Origin of the sequence: Atlantibacter sp. RC6, from assembly GCF_014193285.1 — a bacterium.
Classification (GTDB): domain Bacteria; phylum Pseudomonadota; class Gammaproteobacteria; order Enterobacterales; family Enterobacteriaceae; genus Atlantibacter.
In genome coordinates this window covers 89,583-111,849 of record NZ_JACHZE010000006.1, presented here as the reverse complement: position 1 = coordinate 111,849, position 22,267 = coordinate 89,583, and the positions used below count along the sequence as shown (strand labels likewise).

The 22,267-nt window shown below is 55.1% G+C and carries 21 protein-coding genes; 11 read left to right on the top strand and 10 right to left on the bottom strand.

The genetic code is table 11. The features are described from left to right. Positions 1-2: 2 nt before the first annotated feature. Positions 3-338 (bottom strand): DUF1283 family protein, encoded by a 336-nt coding sequence (locus FHW74_RS14570; RefSeq protein WP_183171117.1) that lies wholly within the window; start codon positions 336-338, stop codon positions 3-5. 114 nt (positions 339-452) lie between these two features. Between FHW74_RS14570 and FHW74_RS14565 the strand changes: the two genes are divergently transcribed. From FHW74_RS14565 to FHW74_RS14545, 5 genes are all read left to right on the top strand, one after another. Beyond that, positions 453-779: a YnfA family protein gene (locus FHW74_RS14565; protein ID WP_183171116.1), complete on the top strand. Its 327-nt coding sequence runs from the start codon at positions 453-455 to the stop codon at positions 777-779. Between the two features lie 148 nt (positions 780-927). Beyond that, positions 928-2,142: a starvation-sensing protein RspA gene (gene rspA / locus FHW74_RS14560; RefSeq protein ID WP_183171115.1), complete on the top strand. Its 1,215-nt coding sequence runs from the start codon at positions 928-930 to the stop codon at positions 2,140-2,142. A 45-nt stretch (positions 2,143-2,187) separates the two neighbouring features. Then, positions 2,188-3,594: a glucuronate isomerase gene (gene uxaC / locus FHW74_RS14555; RefSeq protein WP_183171114.1), complete on the top strand. Its 1,407-nt coding sequence runs from the start codon at positions 2,188-2,190 to the stop codon at positions 3,592-3,594. A 27-nt stretch (positions 3,595-3,621) separates the two neighbouring features. Continuing rightward, positions 3,622-5,172, top strand: a complete 1,551-nt coding sequence (locus tag FHW74_RS14550; RefSeq protein ID WP_183171113.1) for an MFS transporter — start codon at positions 3,622-3,624, stop codon at positions 5,170-5,172. A 52-nt stretch (positions 5,173-5,224) separates the two neighbouring features. Continuing rightward, positions 5,225-6,676, top strand: a complete 1,452-nt coding sequence (locus tag FHW74_RS14545) for a mannitol dehydrogenase family protein (protein ID WP_183171112.1) — start codon at positions 5,225-5,227, stop codon at positions 6,674-6,676. 40 nt (positions 6,677-6,716) lie between these two features. On the opposite strand, the gene ydfZ is transcribed toward FHW74_RS14545, so the two are convergent. The 3 genes from ydfZ to ydfG all read right to left on the bottom strand — a co-directional run bounded on the left by ydfZ (position 6,717) and on the right by ydfG (position 8,556). Then, entirely contained in the window at positions 6,717-6,920 is a 204-nt protein-coding gene (gene ydfZ, locus FHW74_RS14540) for a putative selenium delivery protein YdfZ (RefSeq protein WP_125295261.1), read from the bottom strand. 114 nt (positions 6,921-7,034) lie between these two features. Then, positions 7,035-7,724, bottom strand: a complete 690-nt coding sequence (locus tag FHW74_RS14535; protein ID WP_183171111.1) for a GntR family transcriptional regulator — start codon at positions 7,722-7,724, stop codon at positions 7,035-7,037. A gap of 82 nt (positions 7,725-7,806) precedes the next feature. Next, positions 7,807-8,556, bottom strand: coding sequence for a bifunctional NADP-dependent 3-hydroxy acid dehydrogenase/3-hydroxypropionate dehydrogenase YdfG (ydfG, locus tag FHW74_RS14530; protein WP_183171110.1), 750 nt, complete (start codon positions 8,554-8,556; stop codon positions 7,807-7,809). 149 nt (positions 8,557-8,705) lie between these two features. Here ydfG and dcp point away from each other — a divergent pair, with 149 nt between their 5' ends. Continuing rightward, on the top strand, positions 8,706-10,748 hold the full coding sequence (gene dcp, locus FHW74_RS14525; protein WP_183171109.1) for a peptidyl-dipeptidase Dcp: 2,043 nt from the start codon (positions 8,706-8,708) through the stop codon (positions 10,746-10,748). A gap of 58 nt (positions 10,749-10,806) precedes the next feature. On the opposite strand, the gene FHW74_RS14520 is transcribed toward dcp, so the two are convergent. Next, positions 10,807-11,646, bottom strand: coding sequence for a MerR family transcriptional regulator (locus tag FHW74_RS14520; protein ID WP_183171108.1), 840 nt, complete (start codon positions 11,644-11,646; stop codon positions 10,807-10,809). Between the two features lie 631 nt (positions 11,647-12,277). Between FHW74_RS14520 and lpxP the strand changes: the two genes are divergently transcribed. Next, positions 12,278-13,198: a kdo(2)-lipid IV(A) palmitoleoyltransferase gene (lpxP, locus tag FHW74_RS14515; RefSeq protein ID WP_183171107.1), complete on the top strand. Its 921-nt coding sequence runs from the start codon at positions 12,278-12,280 to the stop codon at positions 13,196-13,198. Between the two features lie 36 nt (positions 13,199-13,234). On the opposite strand, the gene FHW74_RS14510 is transcribed toward lpxP, so the two are convergent. After that, positions 13,235-13,507 carry a hypothetical protein gene (locus FHW74_RS14510; RefSeq protein WP_183171106.1) on the bottom strand — a complete coding sequence of 91 codons (273 nt, stop codon included), beginning with the start codon at positions 13,505-13,507 and terminating at the stop codon, positions 13,235-13,237. Between the two features lie 149 nt (positions 13,508-13,656). Here FHW74_RS14510 and FHW74_RS14505 point away from each other — a divergent pair, with 149 nt between their 5' ends. Continuing rightward, positions 13,657-13,992 (top strand): GlpM family protein, encoded by a 336-nt coding sequence (locus FHW74_RS14505; protein WP_125295268.1) that lies wholly within the window; start codon positions 13,657-13,659, stop codon positions 13,990-13,992. 245 nt (positions 13,993-14,237) lie between these two features. Here FHW74_RS14505 and mgtS read toward each other — a convergent pair whose 3' ends face one another. Further along, positions 14,238-14,333 (bottom strand): protein MgtS, encoded by a 96-nt coding sequence (gene mgtS / locus FHW74_RS14500; protein WP_000901367.1) that lies wholly within the window; start codon positions 14,331-14,333, stop codon positions 14,238-14,240. Positions 14,334-14,458: 125 nt separating this feature from the next. Further along, complete coding sequence (gene ftrA, locus FHW74_RS14495) at positions 14,459-15,424, bottom strand: transcriptional regulator FtrA (protein WP_183171105.1); 966 nt, start codon at positions 15,422-15,424, stop codon at positions 14,459-14,461. A gap of 93 nt (positions 15,425-15,517) precedes the next feature. On the opposite strand from ftrA, the gene FHW74_RS14490 reads away from it, so the two are divergent. Continuing rightward, a complete protein-coding gene (locus FHW74_RS14490; RefSeq protein ID WP_183171104.1) occupies positions 15,518-15,907 on the top strand; it encodes a rhodanese-like domain-containing protein in 390 nt (129 codons plus the stop codon). On the opposite strand, the gene FHW74_RS14485 is transcribed toward FHW74_RS14490, so the two are convergent. Next, entirely contained in the window at positions 15,904-17,661 is a 1,758-nt protein-coding gene (locus FHW74_RS14485; RefSeq protein WP_183171103.1) for a sigma-54-dependent Fis family transcriptional regulator, read from the bottom strand. The genes FHW74_RS14490 and FHW74_RS14485 overlap by 4 nt on opposite strands. A gap of 229 nt (positions 17,662-17,890) precedes the next feature. Between FHW74_RS14485 and FHW74_RS14480 the strand changes: the two genes are divergently transcribed. Then, positions 17,891-19,411 carry an aldehyde dehydrogenase family protein gene (locus FHW74_RS14480; protein WP_183171102.1) on the top strand — a complete coding sequence of 507 codons (1,521 nt, stop codon included), beginning with the start codon at positions 17,891-17,893 and terminating at the stop codon, positions 19,409-19,411. A gap of 30 nt (positions 19,412-19,441) precedes the next feature. On the opposite strand, the gene FHW74_RS14475 is transcribed toward FHW74_RS14480, so the two are convergent. Further along, on the bottom strand, positions 19,442-20,458 hold the full coding sequence (locus FHW74_RS14475; protein ID WP_183171101.1) for a LacI family DNA-binding transcriptional regulator: 1,017 nt from the start codon (positions 20,456-20,458) through the stop codon (positions 19,442-19,444). A gap of 334 nt (positions 20,459-20,792) precedes the next feature. Here FHW74_RS14475 and ascF point away from each other — a divergent pair, with 334 nt between their 5' ends. Beyond that, the gene (gene ascF / locus FHW74_RS14470) at positions 20,793-22,250 is read left to right on the top strand and encodes a PTS cellobiose/arbutin/salicin transporter subunit IIBC (RefSeq protein WP_183171100.1); all 1,458 of its coding nucleotides are present in this window, start codon (positions 20,793-20,795) and stop codon (positions 22,248-22,250) included. Positions 22,251-22,267: the final 17 nt, after the last annotated feature.

The window sequence follows — 22,267 nt, the reverse complement described above, 5'->3', positions numbered from 1 at the left end:
TATTACGGCATAATCTGGCGGCCTGTGCGACGATCCAGGCAGCGAAGGGTGTTCGGTTCCCAGTAAGCGTTCAAATTGGCGCTTTGCTGGCATTTATCCTGGGCGTCGAAAGCGACGTCCGCTTTATCCCACTCTTTTTCTGCGCGTTTATTCACTTTCTGGCGCAGCGATCGCGTGTCATTCCATTGCTCTTTATCCATCGCCGCGTTCTGGCGGGATTGCGCGCTGTCACCGGACTCGATGACCAGTCTGTCGGTCTGCGCATGGAGAGGCGAAGCGATGGTAAACACACCAGCCAGCAACATCAGCACTGCGGATTTGCTAAGGAGGTTTTTCATCCTGGTTTCCTTTCTGGTTAAACAGTACATATCGGTGTCCCGACGCTTTTATTATACCATTGCCGCGTTACAGAGCAGCACACTCTCACGCCATTATCAGGATTTTCCTTCAACATGATTAAAACAACCCTGCTGTTTTTTGCCACCGCGCTTGCTGAAATTATTGGCTGCTTTCTTCCCTGGCTCTGGTTGCGGCGCGGCGGGAGTATCTGGCTGACGCTGCCCGCCGGGCTGTCGCTGGCGGTATTTGTCTGGCTGTTAACCCTGCATCCCGCCGCCAGTGGCCGCGTTTATGCGGCTTACGGCGGTGTCTACGTGATGACCGCGCTACTGTGGTTGCGGGTAGTGGACGGCGTCAAACTCAGCATTTATGACTGGCTCGGGGCGGGGATCGCCCTGTGCGGGATGTTGATCATCGTCGCGGGCTGGGGTCGCGCATAATCCAGGTTTCGCTGCAAAAATGAGCAAATCAACAAAGTGTTTGTGACCGCACTCATGATTTTATGATCTTCATACTTGTATGGTAGTAGCTCAGTTGCGTAAATTGAACGCAACTTAATACATGCCGTTCACGTTGTAAGGAAAAACCATGAAGATCGTCAGTGCTGAAGTTTTTGTGACCTGTCCGGGGCGCAACTTTGTCACCTTAAAAATCACTACCGACAGCGGGTTAACCGGGTTAGGGGATGCCACGCTCAATGGCCGCGAGCTTTCCGTGGCGTCATATCTGAAAGATCATCTGTGCCCGCAACTGGTGGGGCGGGATGCGCACCGCATCGAAGATATCTGGCAGTTTTTCTATAAGGGCGCGTACTGGCGTCGCGGCCCGGTCACCATGTCGGCCATTTCCGCAATCGACATGGCGCTGTGGGATATCAAAGCCAAAGCCGCCAATATGCCGCTGTATCAGTTGCTGGGTGGCGCATCTCGCGAAGGGGTGATGGTTTATTGCCATACCACTGGCCATAGCATCGATGAAGTGTTGGACGACTACGCGCGCCACAAAGAGATGGGCTTTAAGGCCATCCGCGTGCAATGCGGCGTGCCGGGCATGAAAACCACCTACGGGATGGCGAAGGGCAAAGGCCTGGCCTACGAACCGGCGACCAAAGGCGAATGGCCGGAAGAGCAGCTGTGGTCAACCGAGAAATATCTCGACTTCACCCCAAAACTGTTTGAAGCGGTGCGTAGCAAATTCGGCTTCAACGAACATCTGTTGCACGATATGCATCATCGCCTGACGCCCATCGAAGCCGCGCGTTTCGGCAAGAGCGTGGAGCCGCACCGCCTGTTCTGGATGGAAGACCCAACCCCTGCTGAAAACCAGGAATGCTTCCGCCTGATCCGCCAGCACACCGTCACGCCTATCGCGGTGGGCGAAGTGTTTAACAGCATCTGGGACTGCAAACAGCTGATCGAAGAGCAACTGATCGACTATATCCGCACCACCATTACCCATGCGGGCGGTATTACCGGCATGCGTCGTATCGCTGATTTCGCCTCGCTGTACCAGGTACGTACCGGATCTCACGGCCCGTCGGATCTCTCACCGGTCTGTATGGCGGCGGCGCTGCATTTTGATCTGTGGGTGCCAAACTTCGGGGTACAGGAATATATGGGCTATTCCGAGCAAATGCTGGAAGTGTTCCCCCATAACTGGACCTTTGATAATGGCTATATGCATCCGGGCGACAAACCGGGGCTGGGCATCGAATTTGATGAAAAACTGGCGGCGAAATATCCGTATGAACCTGCCTATTTGCCGGTAGCCCGTCTTGAAGACGGCACGCTGTGGAACTGGTAAGCCCTGACGATTAATTCAGTGCATGCTCAGGAAGGGAGAGCAGTCATGAAATTTATAAATGATAGTTTTATGATTAATAATGAATCAGGGCGCAAATTGTATCGTGAACTGGCAAAGGATTTGCCGGTTATCGATTACCATTGCCACCTTGATGCAAAAGAGATTTATGAAAATAAATCCTTTCAGGATATTACCCAGTTATGGTTGGCGGGCGATCATTATAAATGGCGCGCAATGCGCGCCAATGGCGTCAGCGAAGAGAAAATTACCGGTAGCGCCCCGGCGGAAGAAAAATTTCAGGCATGGGCCGAAACAGTGGAGGCCTGCTTTGGAAACCCGCTTTATCACTGGACGCATCTGGAACTGAATTATTATTTCGGTATTGAAGATAATTTAGATTCCAGTAACTGGCGTGAAATCATGGTCGCCTGCAATCAACGTTTATCGCAGGATGATTTTAAACCCCGGGCGCTGATTTCCCGCTCCGGTGTGGAAGTGATTTGCACCACCGACTCGCCGCTGGATTCTCTGGAATACCATCGTCTGTTGCGTAACGAGGCTGATTTTAAAACCCGCGTCTTGCCGACTTTCCGACCGGATGAAATTTTTGAAGAAAACCCGCAGCAATTCCTGTTATTTATTGGAAAACTGGCGGTGTTAACCGGGATTAATATTCAGGGCTTTGCCGATCTGTCGCGCGCGATGGAAAAACGGATTGATTATTTCCATGACGTTGGTTGCCGGATCTCCGATCATGGCCCGGTTGAGATTCATTATCAGGCCGCGACGGCAGGTGAAGTAGAAAAATTATTCGCCAAAAAATGCAGCGGTGAAGCCTTAAGTCAGCAAGAGAATGCGGCACTGATAAGCGCCATTTTTGTCATGCTGGCCGGGCATTATAAGCAGCGGCAGTGGGCCATGCAGATCCACTTTGGCGCGATTCGCAGCAACAACACGCTGATGAAACAACAGATCGGTATTAATACGGGTTTTGACTCCATTGCCGACCAGTGTCATCTGGCGCAGGGACTGAACGGCTTACTGGATAGTATGGCGCGTAACCATGCGCTGCCAAAAACTATTCTCTATAACCTGAACCCGATTTATAACGATATTGTCGCCACGACCATCGCCAACTTCCAGTCCGCCTGTGACGGCGTGAAATCACCCATCCAGTTTGGTTCCGGCTGGTGGTTTAACGACACGCGGCGGGGCATGGAAAGCCAGTTGAACTGCCTGGCCGATCAGGGGTTACTGATGAATTTTGTCGGTATGCTGACGGACTCCCGCAGTTTTATTTCCTATACCCGCCATGACTATTTCCGCCGAATTTTGTGTAATCTGGTCGGCGGATGGGTTGAGCGTGGAGAAGTGCCTGATAATCCGAAAATATTATCAACTCTAATAACAAATATTTGCCACGATAACGCTAAAAATTATTTCCGATTCTAATCTCTCTGACCCTATTGAGGATAGACCATGTCTCAGTCCAAAAAACAAATTACTATACCCGTTAGTATTGGGTATGGCGTAACCGATATTATGGGTGGCGGGGCCTTTACCGTAATTGGTGCCTGGCTTCTCTTCTTTTATACCACCTTTGTGGGGTTATCACCGGTTGAAGCCGCCTCTATTGTGGCTATTGCACGTATTGTCGATGCGATTGTCAGCCTGTTTATGGGCAGCTTTACCGACCATTTTTATAAAAACTATTTGGGGAAGAAATTCGGTCGCCGTCGCTTCTTCTTATTAATTGGCGCGCCGTTGATGCTGGTCTATTCGTTACTCTGGCTTAATGGCATGACGTACGGATTTTATCTGGCCGTCTATCTGGCATTTGAAATTATCGCGGCGATGGTGCTTATTCCGTGGGAAACCCTGCCGTCGGAAATGACCAAGGACTTTAACTCGCGTACAAAAATGTCCACCTGCCGCATGTTCTTTTCGGCCACCGGCACCTTTCTGGCAACCTTTATTCCGGGGCTGCTGATAGGTTTCTTCGGCGAGCATAACGCCAACGCCTATTTAATCAATGGTGTGGTTTTTGCCGTACTGTTTATGGTGTGCGTGTTTATTTCCTGGAAAGTGACCTGGGAGCGTGAATTAACGCCGGAAATGCTGGCTGAGCTGGAACGTCCCGGCGAAGCGAAATCCGTTAAGGAAAAACTGGCGCAGTTGGGCAACTTATTCAGGGATTATGGCTCAACGCTGAAGGTTCGCGCGTTCAGAAAACATCTGGCAATCTATCTGTTCTCCTTTACCGCCAAAGATGTTTATAACACCGTTTTTGTTTTCTTCTGCGTGTATTGCCTGCAGGTTTCTTCCTCCCTTGCCGGGACGCTGCTGTCGATGAGTATCGTCGGGCTGCCGGTAACGCTGCTGGCGGGGGTCGCGATTATTAAATACGGCCCGTCGCGCCTGTATGTTTTCGCCTACAGCGTGATGATGCTGTGCCTGTTTGGCTTGTTTCTGGTCTATCAGTTCCCGACCGATAATAAAGTGCTGCTGTTAGTGGTGCTGGCAGCGGTGTATCAGATAGGGCGTTGCGTACTGGAATTTACCCCATGGAACGTCTTCCCGTTTATACCGGACATCGACGAGATGATCACCCGCCAACGTCGTGAAGGGCTGTTTGCCGCCGTTATGACCTTTTCCCGCAAAACCACAGTGGCGATTGCAACCTTTGTCGTGGGCTTACTGTTGCAGAGCGGCGGGTTTGTGAAAGGCAGCCAGGTTCAGCCGGAGAGCGCGGTAAACACCATCGCTTCACTGCTGTTCATCGGCACGGCAGGCCTGCTGCTGATTGCCCTGTGGCAAGCGTTGACCTTCCGCCTGAACAAGCGTACCCACAAGATCTTTGTTGATGAAGTGGAGCGCCTGAAAGCCCACGGCGCGAAAAGCGACGTTCAGCCTGAGACCCGGAAAGTGGTCGAGGATCTCACCGGCTATCGTTATGAAGAATTGTGGTGTAACACCAACCCGGCACCACACCTGAAACCCGCCGAACTGCGCGTTTCACGAGACAGTTAACAACCAGCCTCCTGAAAAGGGGGCTTTTTAATGCGTTCACAGTGAGTTAATCATGAAAAACAAAACGTTACCTTTACCGCAGTATGACCGCAGCAAGCTGGTGACCCGCTGCGTCCACCTCGGCTTTGGTGCCTTTCATCGCGCCCACCAGGCGGTGTACGCCGATATTCTGGCGACCGATCACCATAGCGACTGGGGCTATTGCGAAGTTAACCTGATCGGCGGCGAGCAGCAGATCGCCGATCTCAATCAGCAGGACCGCTTATACACCGTGGCGGAAATGTCCGCCGATGGCTGGGCCACCCGCGTGGTGGGCGTGGTTAACCAGGCGCTGCATGCCCAGGTCGATGGTCTCGACGCGGTGCTTGACGTTATGTGCCAGCCGCAAATCGCCATTGTGACGCTGACCATCACCGAGAAAGGTTACTGCCATTCTCCGGCGACCGGGGAACTGATGATCGAGCATCCGTTAATTGCGGCGGATTTAAAACAGCCGCAGCAGCCGGTTTCCGCGGTAGGTGTCATCGTGGCCGCGCTGGCGCGCCGTAAGGCATTGGGCCTGCGCGGTTTCAGCGTGATGTCCTGCGACAATATGCCGGAAAACGGTCACGTCACGCGTAATGTGGTGCTGGCCTATGCCCGCGCGATTGACGCCGCGCTGGCGAACTGGATTGAACGCGAAGTGACATTCCCCTCCACCATGGTGGATCGCATTGTTCCGGCGGTCACCCCGGAAACCCTGCAACGCATCGCGGAGCAGACCGGCGTTAACGATCCGGTGGCCGTCGCTTGCGAACCGTTCCGGCAGTGGGTGATTGAAGATAACTTTGTCGCCGGACGCCCGGAATGGGAAAAAGCGGGCGCGGAGCTGGTGCATGACGTGCTGCCGTTTGAGGAGATGAAGCTGCGGATGCTCAACGGCAGCCACTCGTTCCTGGCGTATCTGGGGTATATGGCGGGCTATCCGCTGATTAATGTCTGTATGGAAGATGCCCATTTCCGCGCTACTGCGCGGGCGCTGATGCTGAACGAGCAGGCGCCGACGCTCAGCGTGAAAGGGGTGGATTTAGCCCGCTATGCCGACAGCCTGATCGCGCGCTATGAGAACACCGCGCTGGCGCACCGTACCTGGCAAATCGCCATGGATGGCAGCCAGAAACTGCCGCAGCGGATGCTGGATTCAATCCGCTGGCATCTGGCCAACGGCTCCCGTTGGGATCTCCTGGCGTTGGGTGTGGCAGGCTGGATGCGCTACGTGCATGGCGTAGATGAGCAGGGTGCAGCCATTGAAATCAGCGATCCGCTTAAAGCCGAGATCGCCGCCAAAGTGGCGCACAGCGAGCAGGGCGAGGCGCGCGTTAACGCGTTGCTGGAACTGTCGGCGATTTTTGGCAACGATTTGCCGCAAAATCCGGCGTTTGTAGACGGGGTGACGGCGGCGTATCTGACACTGCTGGAGAAGGGCGCGAAAGCGACTGTGGCGCAATACGCAAAAGCGTTGTAGCAATACCAATGAATGCCGCCCGGGGCGGCATTCTCACCACTTAGTGCATGCCAAGGCGAATTAATTCAACCGGCGCAACTTTACCCTCATAACCCTCTACTTCTACCGTTTGCTGGCGGCGCACATCGGCAGCGGTCATGCCGTCACTATGTATGGCGCGGATAACGCCAGTATGGCCGGTGCCATTAATCATGACCCGGCTGCCTTCGGTGATAGGGTTACGGTTACGATCATAAGTCATCATGGTGGTTTTCTCCTGAACAGAATGAAAATTCAGACGGTGAATATTTTAAAAATCACCGAAGCGAAAACCTTAATGTCGATCAAAAAAACGAGATTTGTGTGATGAATGTCACGCTCAGGCGTCGTCGCTAAACCAGTCGCGATTTTCCTGTTTGATGAGCTGTACCGACTCGCTGATTTCCTGCAAATGGCGGGTCATAGCGAGGTCAACGCCCTCCACGTCATGCTTTTCCAGCGCGTTGAAAATGTTCATGTGTTGTTCCAGCAGCATCTCCGGCGGCGACACGTGATCGAGACTCATATAGCGCACCCGGTCAATGGTGGCCTTGATGTTTTCGATGGTATCCCAGGCGAGTTGACATTCAGCGATATCGGCCAGTTTCTGATGAAAGGCGTCGTCGAGCTCGAAAAAGTCGTTGATCTGTTTACGCTCGATGGCGGTGCGCTGCTGGTTGAGGTTTTGTTCCAGCTGATAGAGCTGTTCGGTGGTGATCATCCCGGCGGCGCGGCGCACCACGGCACATTCAATCGCCTGGCGCACGAAACAGCCGTTGCGCACCTGCGCCAGTGAAATCTTATTCACGTAGCTGCCGCGCTGGGGACGGATCTGAATCAGGCCATTTTCCGCCAGTTTAATAAACGCTTCGCGTACCGGCTGGCGGGAGACGTCAAACCGTACCGAGACCTCTTTTTCCGACAGCGGGGTGCCCGGCGGGATCAGGCAGTGAACAATATCGCTGCGCAAAATACGGTAAATTTGCTGGTTAACAGGCTGGGTGGGGTTTAACAGGGTTTCAACGGCCATCGGTATGCGCTTCGTTTGCAGGTAACTTATTCAATCTACCACGGATCTGCCACCCGGCGCGAGGCCGGGCAGCAGCTAAGCATCAGGAACCGCGGTGTACGCTTAATCCGGCATAAGTCTGGCTGACTGGCATCATCTCCAGGGTGTTGATGTTGACGTGCGCAGGCAGGGTGGCGACCCACCATACCGCTTCGGTCACATCATCCGGCGTGAGCGGGTTAGCGTTCTGGTAGGTTTTGTCGGCTTTCTCATCGTCGCCTTTAAAGCGCACGTTGGAGAACTCGGTGCCGCCCACCAGGCCCGGCTCGATGTCGGTCACGCGGATGGCGGTGCCGTGCAGATCGGTGCGCAGGTTAAGGCTGAACTGGCGCACAAAGGCTTTAGTAGCGCCATAGACGTTGCCACCCGCATAAGGCCAGTTGCCCGCGGTAGAACCGATATTAATAATATGGCCGCGATTGCGTTCCACCATGCCCGGCAGCACGGCGCGCGTCATATACACCAGCCCTTTGTTGTTGGTGTCGATCATGTTTTCCCAGTCTTCAACGCTGGCCTTATGCGCCGGCTCCATGCCCAGCGCCAGCCCGGCGTTGTTCACCAGCACGTCAATGGCGCGCCATTCCTGCGGCAGGTTAGCGATCATCTGTTCGATGGCGGCGCGATTACGCACGTCCAGCTGCGCGGTGTACAGATTGTCGCCCAGCTCGTCTTTCAGCTCCTGCAAGCGCTCCTGGCGACGGCCGGTGGCAATCACCTTATGACCATTTTGAATAAAACGACGGGTAATGCATTCGCCGAACCCGGCGGTTGCTCCAGTAACCAGAATAATCATCTCGCTGTTCCTCAACGCTTTTCAAAGTGATGAATACCTTAGCATGTGAAGCAACCTCGTGGTAAGGGCATCTGTTGCCAGAAATTATTGCGGCCAGGCAAGGGGTTGCATAAGCTTGAGTTTTGCCAGAATTCCCGCGGGAGTGCGTTATGCAACAATCAAATCCCTTTTTCAGCGTCAGCCTGAAGCCTTATCAGGCGCCGCCGTTTGATGAAATCCGTGATGAACACTATCGCCCGGCTTTTGATGAGGCGATGCGCCGCAAGCGCGAAGAGATTGCGCAGATCGCCGCGTACCTCGAACCGCCCAGTTTCGATAACACCTTTCTGGCGCTGGAGCTGAGCGGCGAGATGCTCAGCCGCGTGGTTAATGTGTTTTTCGCCATGAGCTCGGCGCACACCAATGATTATCTCCAGCAACTGGATGAAGAGTTTTCTACCGAGCTGGCGGCGCTGGCGGATGAAATTTACCTCAATCCGGTTCTGTTCAGCCGCCTCGACGCCGTCTATCAGCAGCGTCATGAGATGGCCCCGGATGCCGAAGCGCTGCGCCTGATTGAGGTGATCTGGCAAAACTTTATGCTGGCGGGCGCCACGTTAGCGCCCGCGCAAAAAGAGGCGCTTAAAGCCATCAACCAGTCGTTGGCCCGGTTAACCAGCCAGTTCAACCAGCACTTACTGGCGGCGGCGAAGTCAGGCGGGCTGGAGATCAGCGACGTCAGCCAGTTAAAGGGCCTGACGGACGCGGAGATTCAGGCCGCCGCTCAGACCGCCGCAGATAAAGGGCTGGAAGGGCGCTGGTGGCTGGCGCTGCTTAACACCACCCAACAACCGGCGCTTCAGTCGCTGGAGGATCGCCATACCCGCGAAGCGCTGTTTAACGCTGGCTGGCAGCGTACCGAGAAGGGCGACGCCAACGATACGCGCGAGATTGTCAGCAAGGTGGCGGCGCTGCGGGCGGAAAAAGCGGCGTTATTAGGCTTTGATAATTACGCTGCCTGGAGCATTGCCAGCCAGATGGCGAAAACCCCGGACGCCGCGCTGGGCTTTATGCGCAACATCGTTCCGGCTGCAACGGCGCGGGCGCGCCAGGAGCTGGCGGATATCCAGGCCTGCATCGACAAACAGCAGGGCGGTTTTCAGGCCAAAGCCTGGGACTGGGCGTTTTACGCCGAGCAGGTGCGCCGTGAAAAATATGCGCTGGATGAAAACCAGTTGCGGGAGTATTTCGAACTGGATCGCGTACTCAACGACGGCGTGTTCTGGGCCGCCAGCAAGCTGTTCGGCCTGAAGTTCGTGCCGCGCGCCGATATTCCGGTTTATCACCCGGACGTGCGGGTCTGGGAAATTTTCGACAACAACGGTGCCGGGCTGGCGCTGTTCTACGGGGATTTCTTCGCCCGCGACAGCAAAGGCGGCGGCGCATGGATGGGGAATTTTGTGGAGCAATCCACGTTGCTCGGCAATCTGCCGGTGATCTACAACGTCTGTAATTACCAGAAACCGGCGCACGGCCAGCCCGCGCTGATCTCCTGGGACGATGTGATCACGTTATTCCATGAGTTCGGCCACACGCTGCACGGTTTGTTCGCGCAGCAGCGTTTTGCCACGCTTTCCGGCACCAATACGCCGCGCGATTTCGTGGAATTCCCGTCGCAGATTAATGAACACTGGGCCAGCCATCCGGAGGTGTTCGCCAACTATGCGCGCCATCATCAGCATGGCGAACCGATGCCCGAGGCGCTTAAACAAAACCTGTTCCGCGCCGCGCAGTTCAATAAAGGCTACGACATGACCGAACTGCTGGCGGCGGCGCTGCTGGATATGAACTGGCATACCCGAACGGTGGGCGAGCCGCTGGAGAGCGTGGCAGCGTTTGAACGCCAGGCGCTGGAGCAAGAAAAGGTCTGGATGGAGGCTGTGCCGCCTCGCTATCGCAGCAGCTATTTTGCCCATATCTTTGGCGGCGGCTATGCGGCAGGGTATTACGCTTATCTGTGGACGCAAATGCTGGCGGATGATGGCTACCAGTGGTTTGTCGAGCAGGGCGGATTAACCGCGCAGAACGGCCAGCGTTTTCGTGAGGCGATCCTCTCGCGCGGCAACAGCAGCGATTTAGAAGCGCTGTACCGCGACTGGCGCGGGCACAATCCCGGGATTGAACCGATGCTGAAAAACCGCGGGCTGGCTTAACTTATCTTCATGATGTTAACGCAATCCAAAGCTACCTTTGCAGGTAGCTTTTTTTACCTCAGGCGGTCTGAATATCGGGACTCTCCGGCGGATTCTGGTTGGCGGCAGGGGGAACCTTAAGTTTAAGATCCCCATCCCGACTGGCATTCTTCATCATCGGCCGCACGCCAGGCCCGGTGATCGCCACCGGTACGCCTTGCTCAAGCCAGGCGGTATGGCGCGCTTTCTGGGCGGCGTTGAGCGGGCGCCCCGCCCAGACCAGAATATGGTCGTAGGGTTCGCGGCTGAGATCCGGCTGGGAGACCCTGCCCGCCAGCACTTCAACCTGAAACCCTTCCCCGGCATAGCGAATCGCTTCCAGCCAGAGTTCCACGGTATCGTTGAAATGGGTGCCTAAAATCAGCATGGTGCCGCCCGCGCGTTTGCGCATGTTGCTGACCGCAAAAACAGCATATTCAATCAGGGCGGTATCCAGCCGCACGCGGCTAATTTCCAGGCCTGGCTGGCGGCCAGCGGTGATCCAAAGCCGGAAGGGGCGGATAAACTCATCGATAAACACATGAGGCGGCACCTCACGGGCGATCTTCCAGATAAAACCGCGCAGTTTGCTGAGGTTACCCGCTTCACACAGCGCGTAGAGTTGTTCCTGGTAAGCAAACCAACCGGAGTTTTTGCGGATCTCTTCGCCCATCATCAGCGCCTGAATGCTGCGCAGCGGCACGCCTTTGCCAATCCACTGAACAATTAAATTCACCTGGCTGATATGGGAAAAATCATAGTAGCGGTGACCCTTTTCATCTTTGCGTGCTTTGATAAGACCGTAACGCTGCCACGAGCGTAAATTTTGCGTGGTGACCCCGCACTGTGATGCGAGTATTTCAATGGTAAATCGGCCCATGTCAGGCTCCGTGTGGCAGATTGAGGGCAGTAAAACACCCTGAAAAGGCATCTTGTTAAATGGGGGTTAACAAAATGCGAATTTATGAGTATACGTTGTTTTCGAATAAAGCGAGGGAAATAAACGGATTAAGTTGTTGTAGTAGAGCGATTTTTGATTGTTTCATCGTAATAAGGTTTCGGAACGCCCGAGCAAAAAGAGCGCAAAAAAGTTTTTAACGCTGCAAACGTGATGGCGGCTGATCTAAAAATCGCAATCTTAATCTTTAATTAAGCATTTAAGCGTAATAACGGTTTAAAAATAATCCATGGACAATCCTGGCAACGCCACTCAAAAATTAGCGTTACTTAAAAGAGAATGAAATGGCTATAAAGTTTGCAAAATAATATACTCTTACTCCTAATTGTTGGTAATTGGGATTTTGGCTGGGCTGTTGACGCGAATGGCGTAAATTTAGATTTTTTTAAGTTATTGGTTTAAATGAATAATATTTTCAGTAACATAATGCATCGCTGTTTTTCATCGAATTTACAATAAAAAATGAATTATTTGTTATAACGGTGCCTAACTAAGCAGTGTGAAAATTTTCTTATCAATAGCGGCCTCGCAGGAGGATCGCTTAAGGCCTTGTATGTTTACGTTATCGCGTTTTAAAAACCAATTTTTACACCCTAAATATTGGTTAACCTGGTTCGGACTGGGTTTTTTATGGTTGCTGGTGCAATTACCTTATCCCGCTATTCGGCTGATTGGCTTTAACGCAGGCAAACTGGCGCGGCCATTTTTAAAGCGTCGCGAATCCATTGCGCGTAAAAACATCGAGTTATGCTTTCCCAATAACACCCCGGCAGATACTGAACGCGTGGTCACAGAGAATTTTAAATCGCTGGGCATGGCGCTGCTGGAAACCGGCATCGCGTGGTTCTGGTCCGATCGCCGGGTGCGTAAATATTTTGATGTAGAGGGCATGGAAAACCTACAACGTGCCGCCGCGCAGCAGCGCGGCGTGATGGTGGTGGGGGTGCATTTTATGTCGCTGGAGCTGGGCGGGCGCATTATGGGTATCTGTCAGCCGATGATGGCGACCTATCGGCCTCATAACAACGCCATGATGGAGTGGGTTCAGACCAAAGGCCGGATGCGTTCTAACAAGGCCATGATCGACCGTCGCAACCTTAAAGGCATGGTCAGCGCATTGAAGAAAGGAGAGTCGGTGTGGTTTGCCCCGGATCAGGATTACGGCATTAAAGGCAGCAGCTTCGCGCCGTTTTTCGCGGTGAAAGACGTGGCGACCACCAATGGCACTTTTGTACTGTCGCGTTTATCGCGCTCGGCGTTATTAACGGTCACCATGGTACGCAGGGCCGATAACAGCGGCTATCGGCTCTATATTTCGCCTGAAATTGAAAACTATCCCACCAATGAAGCAGAAGCCGCCGCGTTTACCAACCGGATCATTGAGCACGAAATCCTGCGTGCGCCAGAACAGTATCTCTGGGTGCACCGCCGGTTTAAAACACGGCCAGCCGGCGAGGTATCGCTGTACTTATAGCGTTTTGGTATTGATGGTGCTGTGCAACCCGCGCCGCTAAATACTGCGCTGATCCTCCAGATAATCCAGCCCCTCGGCGCTAATGCGGGTTTCCTGCGAATTGATGCGCCAGGCGCGCTGGGCAATGTTGTAGTTCATGGTAATGTGAATAAATCCTTTCTCCTGGAGGTACAACAAATGCCCGTCGAGGGTCATTTCATCGCCTAACGATGCCGCCAGATCGGCGTAGTCCTCCGCGACCATGGGGTGCGGATAAAGGTCTTCCAGCTTATTCAGAATGGTTCGCAGATGACTTTTCGAGATTCGCATAGCGCAGATCCTTGCCGTGTGGAGTTATCTGATAACTATAGATAACACAACGGTAAACGCGCTTACCGGCCTGAAAAATTTTCATTCGCTAAAGGTTGCTATGGCTTCGCTTCGCTGCGTATGCTGCCGGGTGACTTTTGGGAGGGAAAATGGGCTTACTGATTAAAGCGGCGCTGGGCGCGCTGATTGTGGTATTGATTGCGATCCTGTCGCGCACGAAAAATTACTATATCGCCGGGCTTATTCCGTTATTCCCCACCTTCGCGCTGATTGCGCACTATATTGTGGCCACCGAACGCGGGGTCGAAGCGTTACGCACCACCATCATTTTCGGTATGTGGTCGATTATTCCTTACTTTATCTATCTCGCCTCGCTGTGGTACTTCACTGGCATGATGCGGGTGCCGTTTGCGCTCATCGCGGCAGTAGGGTGCTGGAGTCTCAGCGCCTGGCTGCTGATCCTGTGCTGGACGCGTTTTCACTGATTTTACGCGCTTCGTTTACTTGCCGTTGAGCCATTGCCTGATAAGTTCACAGGGTATTCCGGCGTTCTCTTTGCCATTGAGAACTGCGCGTAGACTACGAATTTCAAAGATCTATCCATGCAAGCATTTAACCGTCAGGGCTCTGGCGGTTTTTTTTTTGCCTGCCGAAAACCGTCAAAAGCAAAAGGCCCCCCGATGTGCGTATCAACGAGGGGCCTTTCTCTGGAAGGGACAGTCTCCGTTCATTAGTCATCCCATTTGTGGCTGAAATAAGCGGCAAGAAAACCGGAAAAAAGAATAATACCCAGTACTGCCATAAATACGTTCATATTGCCCAGCATAGTGGACCTCCATTTATTAGCTGATAAAACCTCACTTTGTTTAAAAAAAGAACCTCAACCGAGTGCAGAGAGCATACCGCGCCTAACCTAAACAAAAGCAGAACTGTGTGAAGATAATGCGACGATCAGGTAAAACTTTTACGATAAGCCGCAGGCGAAACGGAAAAGTGTTGCTGAAAGTGATAGCGCAACGTGCTGGCGCTGCCGAAGCCGACCTGGGCGGCGATGTGATCCAGTGACAGCCGGGTTTTTTCCAGCATCATTCTGGCGCGCACCAGCCGTTCGTTGAGCAGCCAACGCGCAGGCGTGGTGCCGGTGGCGTCCTGAAAACGGCGCAGAAAAGTGCGCGGGCTCATACCGGCGCGGCAGGCCAGCGACGCCACAGTATGGTTTTCCGCCAACTGCTGGTGCAGATAATCAAACAGTAACCCCAGCCGTTTGCTTTCGCGGGCGATCGGCACGGGCCGAACGATACTTTGCGACTGCGCGCCGTCGCGGTGGGGTTGCACCACTAAACGCCGCGCCACGCTGTTCGCCGTCTCCTGGCCGTAATCACGCCTGACCAGATGCAGGCACAAATCAATGCCCGCCGCGCTGCCTGCCGAGGTGAGTAAATTACCTTCATCGACGTACAGGACATCGGGCACCACATCAATCGCCGGATAGCGCTGCTGTAGCGCGTCCAGATAGCGCCAGTGGGTCGTCGCTTTGCGTCCATCCAGCAATCCGGCGGCGGCCAGCACAAATACCCCGGAACAAATCGACATAACTCGACAACCCCGCGCGTAAGCGGCGCGTAGCTGCTGGCAAAGTGCCTCGGGAACCGGCTCGTCCACCCCGCGCCAGCCTGGGACCATCACCGTACCGGCCTCGGCGATTAACGACAAATCGCCATCCGCAACCACCCGCACGCCGCCTGTGGCGCGCAGTTCGCCGCCATCAACGGAGGCGACGGCGAAGCGATACCAGTTCTCTCCCAGCTCCGGTCGCGACAGGCCGAAGATTTCCACGGCCACGCCAAATTCAAAGGTACACAAGCCGTCGTAGGCCAGCGCAACAACCAGCGGTTGGGTGAGGGAGGTTTTCATCATGTCATGATCCTGGCGATTTCTGTCACGTCTGGCCGCAGCCATTTTGCAGGGCGGAAGTTAGAGTATTGTTAACACAAAACAGGAGGCATACCAATGAGCTACGTTACTGAATTTCCGCCCGCCCAGCCGCAACAGGTTGTTGCTCACTACCAACAGCGCTTAGCCTTCGAGACCGATTGCGCGGATGTTTACGCCGCGATTCACGACGGCCAGCAGGATTTTGTTTTACTGCATGTGGTGGGCAACGAAACGACGTTCGCCCGTCGCCATCTGCCGGGGGCGATCTTTTTACCCCATCGGGAGATGACGCCAGCGCGTATGAGTGAATGGCCGCAGGATACGCTGTTTGTGGTCTATTGCGCCGGGCCGCACTGCAACGGCGCGGATCGGGCGGCGTTAAAACTTGCCGGGATGGGGCGTTATGTGAAGGTGATGCCAGGCGGCATCACCGGTTGGGCCGATGAAGCCTTGCCGTTCGCCTAACTCACACTGCGCCGCTCTAACCGGCGGTACAGGGTACTGCGTGAAATCCCTAACTGGCGGGCGGCCTGGGCCATATTGCCGTTCGCTTCGCGCAGCGCCGCCAGCTCATCCGGCGGCGGCGGGACGGCGCTGAGCACGGGCGCCGCCCGTAATCCAGGGCATACCACGCCTTCCGGCAGGGTTTCTTCTTCGATAACATCGCCGTCATCGTACAGCGCCAGCAGCACTTTCAGGAAACTGAGCAACTGGCGGACATTGCCCGGCCAGGGCAGGCGGGAAAGGGTGTTAAGCAGATTGTCCGACAAGGCGATTTGCCGCTTCACGCCACCCAGTTGTTCCCACAGCGTAAGGATAAACGCGGCGAGGTCGGGTTTCTCGCGCAGCGGCGGCAGCCGCAGCTGAAACTCCTGGATGCGGTACAGCAAATCTTCCCGGAAGCTGCCTTGCTCCACGCACTGTTGGAGATCGCGGTGGGTTGCGCATACCAGCGCGAAATTAACGTTATGACGGCCATTACCGCCCAGCGGCGTAACGCATTTTTCCTGCAACACCCGCAGCAGGCGGGTTTGCATCGCCAGCGGCATATCCCCGATCTCATCGAGAAACAGCACGCCGTTATTGGCTTCACGCAATTTTCCCTCATAGCCTTTGGGGTTCGCGCCGGTAAACGCGCCGGGCACATAGCCAAAAAGCTCTGACTCAATCAGGTTTTCCGGCACGGCGGCGCAGTTAATGGCGACAAACGGCCCGCTGCGCCAGTGGCTTTGCTGGTGTAGCGCGCGGCAGAGATGCTCTTTGCCGCTACCGGTTTCCCCGGTGATACACAGCGCGATCCCGGCATTCAGCAGCCGCAACGCCTGGGGGTGGACCGGTTGCTGCATCGGAGGCACGGTGATGCGCGCGCTGTGATGAGTTTGCTGGCGCGCCAGGTAGCGGCGCTGGTTGAGCGCTTCAACCGGCGCAGGGTGTCGATCGGGCCGGTGGGTAAATAACGCGCGCCATGCCACGCTACCGATACTCGCCGACGACAGGCCAAATTCCTGCATCGCCCGCCGGTTGGCGCCGAGTAACACCTCATCGCTAAACACCATAATCATTTCGTTTTCCGGATCGTGCTCCGGGTGCAAGCGCAGCAGCCAGCGGTCTTTATTCAACATATTGCAGGCCCAGTCATGCTCGATATTCGCCACGGCGCGGCGGATAAGCGTGACGGCGTCACGTCCGGGGTGGGTGGCGGGGGTCGATAAATCCAGCACACCAGCGATTTTTCCGTCAGGGCCGTAAACCGGCGTGGCGGCACAGTACAACCCGGCATTGTGATTCAGGAAATGCTGTTCGCCGGCCACTTCGCAGAAATCGCCAATCGCCAGCGCGGTGCCAATGGCGTTGGTGCCGCGAGCCTTCTCACCCCACAGGCTGCCGGGCAGCAGGGCGAAGCGCTGGGCTTTATGCAGGAAATCCTGGTTGCCGAGCGTCTCCAGCACCAGGCCTTGCGCATCGGACATCACAATGATCGACGGGCTGTTTTTCAGGCCTGGCAGCAGAGTGGTGAGCTGCGGTTGCAGCAGGCGAGAAATCCACGGGTTTTGCTCACGGGCATTATTCAGATCGGCAAGGGGAAGCACGGGCGCCGCGTCATCGTCCCGCCGCAAGCCAAGGCGCTCGGAGCGCTGCCAGGACTCGCTGACCAGACCGGGGAGCACCAGGCGAGTGGCGCTGACGTCGACATGATGTGATCCGATTCTGCGTGGCATTATCCTCTCCGTGTCGTGAGTGTTGCATATATGTAGCACCAAAGTGTCGCATCTGTTGCGATGCGCGACACAGTTCCGCGACAGGATGACACACCGTGCGACAGCGGTTTTTGTATCCTGCTGAAAATAAACATCAAAAAAAATTAAACGCGCCGACAATAATCCTGGCATAAGAATTGCTTATCAACATGGGCCTTACCCTACAACACCATAATCAGAGGACATTACAATGAAATATGCCCATCCTGACCAGCCAGGCGCAAAAGTCACTTTCCGTGAGCGTTACGGCAACTATATTGGCGGTAAATTTGTTGAGCCGGTTGCAGGCAACTACTTCTCTGACACCACCCCGGTAACGGGCAAAGTGGTGGCGGAATTCCCGCGCTCCGATGCGCAGGACATTGAGCGGGCGCTCGACGCCGCCCATGCCGCCGCAGACGCGTGGGGTAAAACCAGCGTTCAGGCGCGCTCGAATGTGCTGCTGGCGATTGCCGACCGTATCGAAGAGAACCTGGAAAAACTTGCCCTGACCGAAAGCTGGGATAACGGCAAACCGATTCGCGAAACCTTAGGCGCGGACCTGCCGCTGGCGGTGGATCATTTCCGCTATTTCGCCGGTTGTATTCGCGCGCAGGAAGGCACCGCCGCTGAAATCGATAACACCACCGTGGCGTATCACATCTACGAACCGCTGGGCGTGGTGGGCCAGATTATTCCGTGGAACTTCCCGATCCTGATGGCCGCCTGGAAACTGGCTCCGGCGCTGGCGGCGGGCAACTGCGTGGTGCTGAAACCGGCTGAACAGACGCCGCTCAGCATCTGCGTACTGATGGAAACCATTGGCGACCTGCTGCCGGAAGGTGTGGTCAACGTGGTGCACGGCTTTGGTGAAGAGGCGGGCGAAGCGTTGGCGCGCAGCAAACGCATCGAGAAAATCGCCTTTACCGGCTCGACCCCGATTGGCCGCCACATCCTCTCCTGCGCCGCCGAAAACATTATCCCGAGCACCGTGGAGCTGGGCGGCAAATCGCCCAACATCTACTTCGAAGACGTGATGAACGGCGACCAGGATTTCATTGATAAAGCGGTGGAAGGCGTGGTGCTGGGCTTCTTTAACCAGGGCGAAGTCTGTACCTGCCCGTCACGCGCGCTGATTCAGGAATCGATTTACCCGCAGTTTATCGAAAAAGTGCTCGCCAAAATGGAAACCATCCGCAAAGGCGACCCATTCGATACCGACACCATGATTGGCGCGCAGGCCTCTGAAGAGCAGTACGACAAGATCCTGTCCTATATCTCGATTGCTCGTGAAGAAGGCGGTGAAATCCTGACGGGCGGTGAGCGCGTCGGGCACGGCGACGCGCTGGAAACCGGTTTTTACATCCAGCCGACGCTGATTAAAGGTAACAACCAGATGCGCAGCTTCCAGGAGGAGATCTTTGGGCCGGTGATCGGCATCACCACCTTTAAGGATGAAGCGGAAGCCATTGCGCTGGCGAATGACACCCAGTTTGGCCTCGGCGCAGGCGTTTGGACCCGTGACATCAACCGCGCATGGCGGATGGGGCGGGCGATTAAAGCGGGGCGCGTCTGGACTAACTGCTACCACCTGTACCCGGCGCATGCGGCGTTTGGCGGTTATAAAAACTCCGGTATTGGCCGCGAAACCCATAAGATGGCGCTCAATAATTACCAGCAGGTGAAAAACATCCTGGTGAGCTTTGATAACAAGCCGATGGGGCTGTATTAACTGACAACGTGCGCAGGTTCGCCTGCGTACTTATTTTTTGAATGGCCCATCCTGCACCGAATCCCGCGCCAGCAGCCGCGAAGAAAACAGGCTTTGGGTCGACAGATACCCGCCGTCCAGCATCGAAATCAGCCGCTCAATCACTTCATTTATCATCTCGCTGACCGGATCTTTAATGCTGGACAGCGCAGGCTGTAAGAACGGCGCGGTGGCAATGTTATCGAAGCCGATAATCGAGACATCGCCCGGCACCGTCAGCCCGGCGCCATTAAGGGATTTCATCGCGCCAATCGCCATGTCATCATTACTGACCACCAGCCCACTGAAAGGTAACGCTGCGCTCAGCAGTTTCTCCGCCGCTTGCGCGCCGCTGGCCGGGGACCACTTGCCATAGGCGATGAGCGCCTCGCGCACCGGCAGGCCGCTGGCGGTGAGCGCCGCTTTATACCCCGCCAGGCGGTCAATCGCCGTCGGAGAGTCCATCGAACCGGTGATAAATGCGATATCGCGATGCCCCCGGTCAATCAGGTGTTGGGTCGCCATAAAGCTCGCGCCGTGGTGATCGCAACAAATGCAGTGGCTCTGGTGTTTACGCAGCTTTCGGTTCATCACCATAATCGGCTGCTTGTGCTTTTCAACGAGGGCGTCCATCTCGTCGACGTTGAGAAAACGCGGGTAGATGATGATGGCGTCACAACGCAGATCGAGCAGGAAATCAATGGCGGCTTTTTCTTCTTCAGCGCTGTGCTTGCCGTCGACGAGGATCAACTGACGCCCGTTGGCTTCAAGCCTTTTCGCCGCCTGGGAGAGCAGCTCGCTAAAGTAGCTGCCGGTATACAGGGTGTTGGTCACCACCAGCCCGATGCACTGCGATTTACTGGTCGCCAGATTGCGCGCCAGCAGGTTAGGGCGATAGCCGGTTTCCTCAATCGCTTTGTACACCCGCTCTTTGGTTTCTTCGCTGGTATAGCCCTTGCCGGAGAGTACCCGCGACACCGTCGCCTTTGATACGCCAGCTTTTTTTGCCACTTCCTGCATTGTAGACATGAATCGATCCCGGACGGTGAGTACGCCAGCCATTCTACACAGTTTTAACCCAATCATAGCGGCAGTTTTTGCCCATTAAGGGTGTACGCCCGGCGTTTTTGGCGATCTCAATCACAGATTCACGATCGTTTTTATTTTTGTGTTGAAAACCCTTCCCGATTTAACCACCCTTATGTGGAACCGGTTACCTACGCTGTTTCACTGAAAACGGCGTTTTGCGAAGTTATCGTCTAACCCTATGAAAGTAATAGCCTTACCGATATATGTGCGCTGATTTTGTCGGCCAACAAGCACAGCGATAAAAATACGGCAGGGCGTTACGCGAGAATCAGTCATGTCAAAAAATTATGCAGCAGTATCCCGCTCGATAGTGGATGCCATTGGCGGTGCGGACAATATCGCGTCGGTGACGCACTGCATGACCCGTTTGCGCTTCGTGCTGAAAGACGATAGCGCGGCGGACATCGCGAAACTGAAAAGCATCAGTGGCGTGCTGGGCGTGGTCAATAATGACACCCAGTGCCAGGTGATTATTGGCAATACCGTGTCCCAGGCCTATGCCGAAGTGCTGAAGCTGCTGCCGGAAGGCGCGGTGGCGCATAAAGAATTGCCGCAGAAAAATAAAATCACCCTGCGGCGCATCGGCGCGGGCATTCTTGATGCGCTGATCGGCACCATGTCGCCGTTAATCCCGGCGATTATCGGCGGCTCGATGCTGAAACTGCTGGCGATGATCCTGGATATGACCGGCGTCTTCGAAAAGGGCTCGTCGACATTGATTATTCTCAACACCATCGGCGACGGCGCGTTCTTCTTCCTGCCGATCATGGTGGCGGCCTCGGCGGCGTTGAAATTCAAAACCAACATGTCGCTGGCGATTGCCATTGCGGGCGTGCTGGTACACCCGAACTTTATCGACCTGATGGCGAAAGCCGCCCAGGGGCAGCACGTTGAATTTATGGGCCTGACGGTGACGGCGGTGAAATACACCTACACCGTGATCCCGGCGCTGTGCATGACCTGGATCCTGTCGTACATCGAACGCTGGGTGGACAGAATTACCCCGGCGGTCACCAAAAACTTCCTTAAGCCAATGTTAATTGTGCTGATTGCCGCGCCCATCGCGATTATGTTTATCGGCCCGGTGGGCATCTGGATCGGCAGCGGGATTTCTAAACTGGTTTACACCATTCACAGCCACCTGGGCTGGCTGTCGGTGGCGATTATGGGCGCTATCTGGCCGTTACTGGTGATGACCGGGATGCACCGCGTGTTTACCCCAACCATTATTCAGACCATCGCCGAAACCGGTAAAGAGGGCATGGTGATGCCGTCGGAAATCGGCGCCAACCTGTCGCTGGGCGGCTCGTCGCTGGCGGTGGCCTGGCGTACCAAAAACCCGGAACTGCGCCAGACCGCGCTGGCCGCGGCGGCTTCCGCTATCGTCGCGGGGATCTCCGAACCGGCGCTGTACGGCGTGGCGCTGCGCCTTAAGCGTCCGCTGATTGCTTGCTTAATCACCGGCTTTATCTGCGGCGCGGTGGCGGGCATCGGCGGGCTGGCCAGCCACTCGATGGCGTCGCCGGGGCTGTTTACCAGCGTCCAGTTCTTTGACCCGGCGAATCCGATGAGCATTGCCTGGGTGGTAGGCGTAATGATTCTGTCGGTGGTGATCTCATTCTTCGTAACGCTGCTGCTGGGCTTTGAAGATATTCCGGTAGAACAGTCGGCACAAGCGGAGCAACCCGCGCCGGCCAATCCGCCGATTGAACCGGCAGTAAAAGTTAATTAATTCAGGGAGTCGTACTT

Coding starts and splice junctions, on each gene's coding strand:
- FHW74_RS14570 (WP_183171117.1), bottom strand. CDS start 338: ATGAAAAACCTCCTTAGCAAATCCGCAGTGCTGATGTTGCTGGCTGGT.
- FHW74_RS14565 (WP_183171116.1), top strand. CDS start 453: ATGATTAAAACAACCCTGCTGTTTTTTGCCACCGCGCTTGCTGAAATT.
- rspA (WP_183171115.1), top strand. CDS start 928: ATGAAGATCGTCAGTGCTGAAGTTTTTGTGACCTGTCCGGGGCGCAAC.
- uxaC (WP_183171114.1), top strand. CDS start 2,188: ATGAAATTTATAAATGATAGTTTTATGATTAATAATGAATCAGGGCGC.
- FHW74_RS14550 (WP_183171113.1), top strand. CDS start 3,622: ATGTCTCAGTCCAAAAAACAAATTACTATACCCGTTAGTATTGGGTAT.
- FHW74_RS14545 (WP_183171112.1), top strand. CDS start 5,225: ATGAAAAACAAAACGTTACCTTTACCGCAGTATGACCGCAGCAAGCTG.
- ydfZ (WP_125295261.1), bottom strand. CDS start 6,920: ATGATGACTTATGATCGTAACCGTAACCCTATCACCGAAGGCAGCCGG.
- FHW74_RS14535 (WP_183171111.1), bottom strand. CDS start 7,724: ATGGCCGTTGAAACCCTGTTAAACCCCACCCAGCCTGTTAACCAGCAA.
- ydfG (WP_183171110.1), bottom strand. CDS start 8,556: ATGATTATTCTGGTTACTGGAGCAACCGCCGGGTTCGGCGAATGCATT.
- dcp (WP_183171109.1), top strand. CDS start 8,706: ATGCAACAATCAAATCCCTTTTTCAGCGTCAGCCTGAAGCCTTATCAG.
- FHW74_RS14520 (WP_183171108.1), bottom strand. CDS start 11,646: ATGGGCCGATTTACCATTGAAATACTCGCATCACAGTGCGGGGTCACC.
- lpxP (WP_183171107.1), top strand. CDS start 12,278: ATGTTTACGTTATCGCGTTTTAAAAACCAATTTTTACACCCTAAATAT.
- FHW74_RS14510 (WP_183171106.1), bottom strand. CDS start 13,507: ATGCGAATCTCGAAAAGTCATCTGCGAACCATTCTGAATAAGCTGGAA.
- FHW74_RS14505 (WP_125295268.1), top strand. CDS start 13,657: ATGGGCTTACTGATTAAAGCGGCGCTGGGCGCGCTGATTGTGGTATTG.
- mgtS (WP_000901367.1), bottom strand. CDS start 14,333: ATGCTGGGCAATATGAACGTATTTATGGCAGTACTGGGTATTATTCTT.
- ftrA (WP_183171105.1), bottom strand. CDS start 15,424: ATGATGAAAACCTCCCTCACCCAACCGCTGGTTGTTGCGCTGGCCTAC.
- FHW74_RS14490 (WP_183171104.1), top strand. CDS start 15,518: ATGAGCTACGTTACTGAATTTCCGCCCGCCCAGCCGCAACAGGTTGTT.
- FHW74_RS14485 (WP_183171103.1), bottom strand. CDS start 17,661: ATGCCACGCAGAATCGGATCACATCATGTCGACGTCAGCGCCACTCGC.
- FHW74_RS14480 (WP_183171102.1), top strand. CDS start 17,891: ATGAAATATGCCCATCCTGACCAGCCAGGCGCAAAAGTCACTTTCCGT.
- FHW74_RS14475 (WP_183171101.1), bottom strand. CDS start 20,458: ATGTCTACAATGCAGGAAGTGGCAAAAAAAGCTGGCGTATCAAAGGCG.
- ascF (WP_183171100.1), top strand. CDS start 20,793: ATGTCAAAAAATTATGCAGCAGTATCCCGCTCGATAGTGGATGCCATT.